Origin of the sequence: Mycobacterium sp. (genome assembly GCF_035653355.1) — a bacterium.
Lineage (GTDB): Bacteria > Actinomycetota > Actinomycetes > Mycobacteriales > Mycobacteriaceae > Mycobacterium.
The window spans coordinates 1-7661 of record NZ_DASRBZ010000575.1; the positions used below are offsets into that span (position 1 = coordinate 1).

Below are 7661 nucleotides of genomic sequence, written 5' to 3' on the forward strand. Positions count from 1 at the left end.
AATGCCGCGGAAGCGCACCCGCATCGGCAGCGCCACGACATGTAGGCGGTCCAGGATGTCTTGCAGGCGGGGCCGCGGCGGTGTCAACGGGGATACACCTGGCGGCCCGCCAGGAAGGTGGCGCGCACGTCGAGGTCGGCGATGTCTTCGGGCGGCACGGTCCGCGGATCGGCCGACAGCACCACCATGTCGGCGTACTTGCCGACCTCCAGCGAGCCGATCACGTCGTCGGCGAACAGCTGCCAGGCGGCGTCGATGGTCTGCGCGCGGATAGCCTGCTCGACGCTCAACCGCTCCTCGGGTGCCAGCACCCGGCCGCTGGGCGCGGTCCTGGTGACAGCCACGCTGATGTTGCGCAGCGGCTCCTCGGGCGTGATCGGCGGGTCGTTGTGCAGCGAGATGCGCATACCGGCGGCAACCGCGGATCCTGCTGGCATCCAACGGGATCCGCGTTCCGGTCCGAACAGCCCGTCGACGATAATGTCGCCCCAGTAGTGGATCTGGTCGACGAAGATGCTGCAGGTGACGCCTAGCTCGGCGGCCCGTTGGAGTTGGTCGTTGCGGATGGCGCCGACGTGTTCAAGTCGCAACCGATGGTCGTCACGCGGATTACGTTGCAGCGCTTGTTCGTAGACGTCGAGAATGGTGTCGACGCCGGCGTCGCCCTGCACGTGGCAGGCCATCGGCCAGCCGAGCGGAAAGTAGGCGTCGACGATTTCGGTCAGCTGTTCGCGGGTGTAGTTGGCGTGGCCGCAGGAGCCAGGCTCGACTCCGATGGTGCGGGTGGCGGCGGTGTCGAGATACGGAAACGACAGATCGATGTTGCCGATCCACGGCGACCCGTCCACCCAAATCTTGATGCCGACCTGGCGAAGCATGTCGTCGCCCTCGCCCGGTTTGGCGTCGGTGCGCATCTGCGGGTTGGAGATCTCGTAGGTGCGCAACCGCACGGTCAGTTCGCTGCGCAGCTGCTCGACCAGCGGTCGGAACACCGGGTCGAAGGCCATCTCCGAGCATGTGGTGAGTCCGGCGCGATTGAGCCGGGCGCATTCGGCGAGCAGCATGGCCGGGTAGTCGCCGGGCTGGATTGCGGGGCCGACCAGCGGGAACAACGCGCCCGTCTCCTCGGCGGTGCCGTCCAGTTCGCCGTCGGCGTCACGGCCGTATCGGGCGCCCTTGGGGTCGGGGGTGTCGCGGTTCAGGCCGGCTTGGCGGGCGGCCTGAGAGTTGAAGTACGCCTTGTGGCCGGAGTTGTGCAGGATCACCAGCGGGCCGTCCGGCGCAGTCTCGTCGAGCCAGGCCAGCGTCGGCTCCGGAAGCCCGGGCTGCAGCAGCGGATCCCAACCACTGAGGTAGGCGCCCGATGATCCTCGTTTCCTGGCTTCGCGGCGGATCGCGGCGACGACGTCATCGGCATCGCGCATCGTGACGGGACGGATGTCGACAATCCGGTCCGACAGCACGACCGCCTCCATCAAGGGGTGACCGTGTGCCTCAACGAATCCCGGCATGACACAGCCGTCGCCTATATCGATGGCCCGGGTGCCCGGGCCGACGAGCCCGCTGACGTCGGATCGGTTGCCGACAGCGACGATCCGGCCGTCGGCGACGGCCAGCGCCTCTGCGGTGGGCCGCGCGTCGTCGACGGTCAGCACTGTGCCGGTGATTATGAGGTCGGCGTCCGCCATGACCGGCGATCCTACTGGGGCGCGATGAGAAATGGCGCCGCCGCGAGTCGATTGTGGTGAGCCATCCGAACGAGAGGAGTTAACGATGCGCTACATGATGATCATGCGGTCCACTCCGGAGGCGCAGGAAGCCGCCAAGGATGTCCCGTTCGACGAGATTCTGACCGCGATGGGCAAGTACAACGAGTCGATGATCGAGGCCGGCGTGTTGCTGGCCGGCGAGGGTCTGGCCGGACAGGAAGAGGGCTTCGTCGTCGACTTCAGTTCGGACCCCCCGGCGGTTACCGAGGAGCCGTATCCCGGTGAGCTGTTCAACGGGTTCTGGATCATCAGCGTCTCGTCGAAGGACGAAGCGGTGCAGTGGGCGACGCGCTGTCCGCTTGGACCAGGGGTGACGCTGGAGGTCCGGCGCGTGCACGAAACGGAGGAGTTTCCGCAGGACAACGAGTACGTCCAAAAGGAAGCTCAGTGGCGGGCCGCAGCCAATAAGTAGGAGGGCCTGGGCTCGTTTTGTAACACGTTCTAGTCTTGCCTGCATGAGTGACGAGCTGCTGCGCAATCCCACCCACAACGGGCATCTGCTGGTCGGTGCGCTCAAGCGCCACCGCGACAAGCCAGTGCTGTTCCTCGGGGACACCACGCTGACCGGCGGTCAGATGGCCGACAAGATCAGCCAGTACATCCAGGCGTTCGAGGCGCTGGGCGCAGGCACCGGCGCCGCGGTCGGTCTGCTGTCGCTGAACCGGCCCGAGGTGCTGATCATCATCGGCGCGGGCCAGACCCAGGGCTACCGGCGCACCGCCCTGCATCCGCTCGGCTCACTCGACGACCACGCCTATGTGCTCTCCGACGCCGGAATCAGCTCGCTGATCATCGACCCCAACCCGATGTTCGTCGAGCGGGCGCTGGGGCTGCTGGAGCGGGTCGACTCGCTCAAGCAAATCCTGACCATCGGCCCGGTGCCGGATGCGTTGAAGCACGTGGCGGTCGACCTGTCGGCAGAGGCCGAGAAGTACGAGCCGCGTCCGCTGGTGGCCGCCGACCTGCCACCGGACCAGATCATCGGACTGACCTACACCGGCGGCACCACCGGAAAACCCAAGGGCGTCATCGGCACCGCGCAGTCGATCTCGACCATGACGATGATCCAACTCGCGGAGTGGGAATGGCCGGAGCAGCCGCGGTTTTTAATGATCACCCCGCTGTCGCATGCCGGCGCCGCGTACTTCCTGCCGACGTTGGTCAAGGGCGGCGAAATGTACGTGTTGCCCAAATTCGATCCCGCTGAAGTCCTGAAAATCATTGAGGAGAAGCGGATTACGGCGACGTTCGTGGTGCCGTCGATGTTGTACGCGCTGATGGACCACCCGGATTCGCATACCCGAGACCTGTCGTCGCTGGAGACCGTGTACTACGGGGCTTCGGCGATCAACCCGGTGCGGCTGGCCGAGGCAATCCGCCGGTTCGGGCCGATCTTCGCCCAGAACTACGGGCAGTCCGAGGCGCCGATGGCCATCACGTACCTCGGGAAGAAGGACCACGACGAGAAGCGGCTGACGTCGTGCGGGCGCCCGACGCTGTTCGCGCGGGTCGCGCTGCTGGACCTCGACGGCAAGCCGGTGCCGCAGGGTGAAGTCGGCGAAATCTGTGTCAGCGGACCACTTTTGGCGGGCGGCTACTGGAATTTACCTGACGAGACGTCGAAGACTTTCAAAGACGGCTGGCTGCACACCGGCGACATGGCCCGCGAGGACGAGGACGGGTTTTACTACATCGTCGACCGGGTGAAGGACATGATCGTCACCGGCGGATTCAACGTGTTCCCCCGCGAGGTCGAGGATGTTGTCGCCGAACATCCCGCTGTGGCGCAGGTTTGCGTGGTCGGGGCGCCGGACGAGAAGTGGGGGGAAGCCGTCACCGCGGTGGTGGTGTTGCGGCCCGACACGCCTAGCGACGACGCTGCTGTCGCAGCGATGACCGCCGAGATCCAAGCAGCTGTCAAGGAACGCAAGGGCTCAGTGCAGTCGCCCAAGCGGGTCGTCATCGTCGACTCGCTGCCGGTGACCGCGCTGGGCAAACCTGACAAGAAGGCGGTGCGCGCGCAGTTCTGGGAAGGCGCCGAGCGGGCCGTGGGCTGAAGCGCGCCACGCCGGCACCTACGTACCTCCCGGGTAGAGGTGCTGTGCGCCCGCCTCTACCTGCTGAGAGCACGGCGAACGGGCTGACTACTGTGACAGGCATGCCCGCAACCGATCGCATCCGGCCACCGTGGTGGCTCAAGCCGATGAACAAAGTCTTCATCCAGATGTCGCGGCTGGGCATGCGGTTCGGCGGCGAGGGCCCGGTGGTGTTGACGGTGCGCGGGCGCAAGTCCGGGCAGCCGCGATCGACACCGGTCACCCCAATGACGGTGGAAGGCAAGGAGTATGTCGTCGGCGGATTCCCGGGCGCCGATTGGGTCGAAAACGTCCGCGCCGCCGGCGAGGCGGCAGTAACCCGCGGGCGACGCTCTGAGCGGGTGCGCATGGTGGAGTTGACGGACGACGAGGCGCCCCCGCTGCTGCGAGAATGGCCCACCCAGGTTCCTACTGGCGTGGGCTTTCTGAAACGCGCCGGACTCGTCACCGACGGACGCCCGGAGGAGTTCGAAGCACTCGCCGGGCGTTGCGCGGTGTTCCGCCTCGACCCAATGGGAGCCGAATAGCGTTGAGTGCCAACCCTTTCGATGCAGACGCCTGGCGGCCCGTGGACGGATTCGCAGACCTGACCGACATCACCTACCACCGCCACCTCAGCGATCCCACCGTGCGGGTGGCGTTCAACCGCCCGGAGGTGCGTAACGCATTTCGCCCGCATACCGTCGACGAGCTGTACCGGGCGCTGGACCATGCCCGGATGTCGCCGGACGTCGGCGTCGTGCTGTTGACCGGCAACGGGCCGTCACCCAAAGACGGCGGTTGGGCGTTTTGCTCCGGCGGCGATCAGCGTATCCGCGGACGCAGCGGCTACCAGTACGCCTCCGGCGAGACCGCGGACACCGTCGACACCGCACGCGCCGGCCGGCTGCACATCCTGGAGGTGCAGCGGCTGATCCGGTTCATGCCCAAGGTCGTCATCTGCCTGGTCAACGGGTGGGCCGCCGGCGGCGGGCACAGCCTGCATGTCGTGTGCGACCTCACCCTGGCCAGCCGCGAGCACGCCCGTTTCAAGCAGACCGACGCCGACGTCGGCAGCTTCGACGGCGGTTATGGCAGCGCATATTTGGCTCGCCAGGTGGGCCAGAAGTTCGCGCGGGAAATCTTTTTCCTGGGGCGGACCTACACCGCCGAGCAGATGCACGCGATGGGCGCAGTCAATGCCGTCGTGGACCACGCCGAGCTGGAGTCGGTGGCGCTGCAATGGGCGGCCGAGATCAACGCGAAATCGCCGCAGGCGCAACGGATGTTGAAGTTTGCTTTCAATCTGCTGGACGACGGGCTGGTGGGCCAGCAGCTGTTCGCCGGTGAGGCAACACGTTTGGCGTACATGACGGACGAGGCCGTCGAGGGCCGTGATGCTTTCCTGGAAAAACGGCCACCCGATTGGAGCCGGTTCCCGCGCTATTTCTGACGACGGGGCATCTGTCACATCAGCGCGAGGTGGGGGATGCACTATTTGCCCGCCTTCGAGCGATTGTGACCGTGGTGGCCGGGATCATCGGCCCGGAAATCGCGCAGAAGCGGGCAAACTGTACATGTCCTAGGTCCAGGGGTTCCTGTGACACATCTGACCACTTGGTCAAGTCGCGCGGCTCCTAGACTGCGAGTTCATGAGCAAAAGTCCGATGCGCCGAATGCGCGAGGCATTCGCACTGGCCGGGATGCGGCCGCCGATCGCCGAGCAGCTGCTGTTGACCCGGCCCGCGACCAAACCGGTCGAGCTCGACGGCAAACGGATCCTGCTCACCGGGGCTTCGTCGGGCATTGGAGAAGCCGCGGCCGAAAAATTCGGGCGCCACGGTGCCACCGTGGTCGCCGTCGCGCGGCGCAAGGACCTGCTCGACGCGGTGGTCGGCCGGATCACCCAAAAAGGCGGAAACGCGATCGCGATTCCGTGCGACCTGTCGGACATGGACGCCATCGACGCGCTGGTGGCCGACGTCGAGCAACGCCTCGGCGGAGTCGACATCCTGGTCAACAACGCCGGCCGGTCCATCCGCCGCCCGCTGGCAGAGTCACTGGAACGCTGGCACGACGTCGAGCGAACCATGGTGCTCAACTACTATTCGCCGTTGCGGTTGATCCGCGGCATCGCGCCCGGGATGCTCGAGCGCGGTGACGGCCACATCATCAACGTCGCGACCTGGGGTGTGTTCAGCGAGGCGTCACCGCTTTTCTCGGTATACAACGCGTCCAAGGCTGCGCTGTCGGCCGTCAGCCGGGTGATCGAAACCGAGTGGGGCACAAAGGGAGTCCACTCGACGACGCTGTACTACCCGCTGGTGGCCACACCGATGATCGCACCGACCAAGGCCTACGACGGGATGCCGGCGCTGACGCCGCGTGAGGCCGCCGAGTGGATGGTGACCGCCGCCCGCGTCCGCCCGGTTCGGATAGCGCCGCGCATCGCCGTCGCCGCCAGGGCGTTGGACACCGTCGGGCCGCGCTGGGTGACCGCGCTGATGAAGCGCCAGCGCATCCAGCCGGCGTCCTGAGCAAATGGCGAGCCTGTGGAGTCCGGGAACTGCGCGTCGCCGCCACGTGATAGACACGAGAGATGGAGATCCTGGCCAGTCGGATGCTCTTCCGGCCGACGGACTATCAGCGGTCGCTAAGTTTTTACCGTGACGAGATCGGCCTGGCGATCGCTCGCGAATATGGCGCTGGCACAGTGTTTTTCGCGGGCCAATCGCTGATCGAGCTGGCCGGCTATCCCACGTCGGAACGTTACCAGGGCCCTTTCCCCGGGGCGCTGTGGCTTCAGGTGCGCGATATCCAGGCCACCCAAGCGGAGCTGCAGGGCCGAGGTGTGCCAATCGCCCGCGAGGCGCGCCGCGAGCCATGGGGATTGCTCGAGATGCACGTAACCGATCCCGACGGCATCACATTGATCTTCGTGCAGGTGCCCGGCGATCATCCGTTGCGTCGCGACACCCGGCGCAACCCGCTGGGTGAACCCGAGGGGAACAGTTGACAACAAGTCGAGACTTTCCAGTGACTCTTTTCCGGATTCGTTCGACAAACCGGCGCCCCGCGTCCCAGAATTGGCGCCGTGATGCCTTGTGAGTCTTGACTTGTTCCTGTTGATCATCGTCGTGATCACAGCGCTCGCGTTCGACTTCACCAATGGGTTTCACGACACCGGTAACGCCATGGCTACCTCCATCGCCAGCGGTGCGCTCGCGCCTAAGACCGCGGTGGCGCTGTCTGCAGTGCTGAATCTGGTGGGGGCGTTCCTGTCGACGGCCGTCGCGGCAACCATCGCCAAAGGTCTGGTCGACGGCCATCTGGTGACGCTGGAATTGGTATTCGCCGGCCTGGTCGGCGGCATCGTCTGGAACCTGCTGACCTGGCTGCTGGGCATTCCGTCCAGCTCCTCGCATGCACTGATCGGCGGCATCGTCGGCGCGATGATCGCCGCAGCAGGCGGCCACGGGGTGATCTGGAGCGGCCTGGTCTCCAAGGTGATCATCCCGGCCATGGTGGCCGCAGCGTTGGCCATCCTGGTCGGGGCAGTCGGCACCTGGTTGGTCTACCGATTCACCCGCGGTGTCCCGGACAACCGCTCCGAAAACGGCTTCCGCCGCGGCCAGATCGGGTCGGCCGCATTGGTGTCGCTGGCCCACGGCACCAACGACGCGCAGAAGACGATGGGCATCATCTTCCTGGCGCTGATCTCCTACGGCTCGGTGAGCAAGACGGCGTCCATGCCGCCGCTGTGGGTCATCGTGAGCTGCGCAATCGCCATGGCGACCGGCACCTATCTCGGCGGCTG

8 protein-coding genes are annotated in these 7661 nt (G+C 66.0%); 7 read left to right on the top strand and 1 reads right to left on the bottom strand.

From position 1 onward, the window contains the following. Positions 1-83: 83 nt before the first annotated feature. Positions 84-1688 (bottom strand): amidohydrolase, encoded by a 1605-nt coding sequence (locus VFA16_RS19810; protein WP_324969458.1) that lies wholly within the window; start codon positions 1686-1688, stop codon positions 84-86. Positions 1689-1773: 85 nt separating this feature from the next. Here VFA16_RS19810 and VFA16_RS19815 point away from each other — a divergent pair, with 85 nt between their 5' ends. The 7 genes from VFA16_RS19815 to VFA16_RS19845 all read left to right on the top strand — a co-directional run. Continuing rightward, positions 1774-2181 carry a YciI family protein gene (locus VFA16_RS19815; RefSeq protein WP_324969459.1) on the top strand — a complete coding sequence of 136 codons (408 nt, stop codon included), beginning with the start codon at positions 1774-1776 and terminating at the stop codon, positions 2179-2181. Positions 2182-2224: 43 nt separating this feature from the next. Continuing rightward, positions 2225-3826: a fatty-acid--CoA ligase FadD8 gene (fadD8, locus tag VFA16_RS19820; protein WP_324969460.1), complete on the top strand. Its 1602-nt coding sequence runs from the start codon at positions 2225-2227 to the stop codon at positions 3824-3826. A 101-nt stretch (positions 3827-3927) separates the two neighbouring features. Beyond that, positions 3928-4392 (top strand): nitroreductase family deazaflavin-dependent oxidoreductase, encoded by a 465-nt coding sequence (locus VFA16_RS19825; RefSeq protein WP_324969461.1) that lies wholly within the window; start codon positions 3928-3930, stop codon positions 4390-4392. Positions 4393-4394: 2 nt separating this feature from the next. Beyond that, positions 4395-5297, top strand: a complete 903-nt coding sequence (locus VFA16_RS19830; RefSeq protein WP_324969462.1) for a 1,4-dihydroxy-2-naphthoyl-CoA synthase — start codon at positions 4395-4397, stop codon at positions 5295-5297. A gap of 199 nt (positions 5298-5496) precedes the next feature. Beyond that, the gene (locus tag VFA16_RS19835; protein ID WP_324969463.1) at positions 5497-6381 is read left to right on the top strand and encodes an SDR family oxidoreductase; all 885 of its coding nucleotides are present in this window, start codon (positions 5497-5499) and stop codon (positions 6379-6381) included. Positions 6382-6443: 62 nt separating this feature from the next. Further along, the gene (locus tag VFA16_RS19840) at positions 6444-6860 is read left to right on the top strand and encodes a VOC family protein (RefSeq protein WP_324969464.1); all 417 of its coding nucleotides are present in this window, start codon (positions 6444-6446) and stop codon (positions 6858-6860) included. Positions 6861-6948: 88 nt separating this feature from the next. After that, positions 6949-7661: inorganic phosphate transporter (locus VFA16_RS19845; protein WP_324969465.1), on the top strand; the 713-nt coding region annotated here is incomplete at its 3' end.

What these genes read in the sequence shown, in the direction of transcription:
- VFA16_RS19810 (WP_324969458.1), bottom strand. Translation starts at nt 1,688, where the DNA reads ATGGCGGACGCCGACCTCATAATCACCGGCACAGTGCTGACCGTCGAC.
- VFA16_RS19815 (WP_324969459.1), top strand. Translation starts at nt 1,774, where the DNA reads ATGCGCTACATGATGATCATGCGGTCCACTCCGGAGGCGCAGGAAGCC.
- fadD8 (WP_324969460.1), top strand. Translation starts at nt 2,225, where the DNA reads ATGAGTGACGAGCTGCTGCGCAATCCCACCCACAACGGGCATCTGCTG.
- VFA16_RS19825 (WP_324969461.1), top strand. Translation starts at nt 3,928, where the DNA reads ATGCCCGCAACCGATCGCATCCGGCCACCGTGGTGGCTCAAGCCGATG.
- VFA16_RS19835 (WP_324969463.1), top strand. Translation starts at nt 5,497, where the DNA reads ATGAGCAAAAGTCCGATGCGCCGAATGCGCGAGGCATTCGCACTGGCC.
- VFA16_RS19840 (WP_324969464.1), top strand. Translation starts at nt 6,444, where the DNA reads ATGGAGATCCTGGCCAGTCGGATGCTCTTCCGGCCGACGGACTATCAG.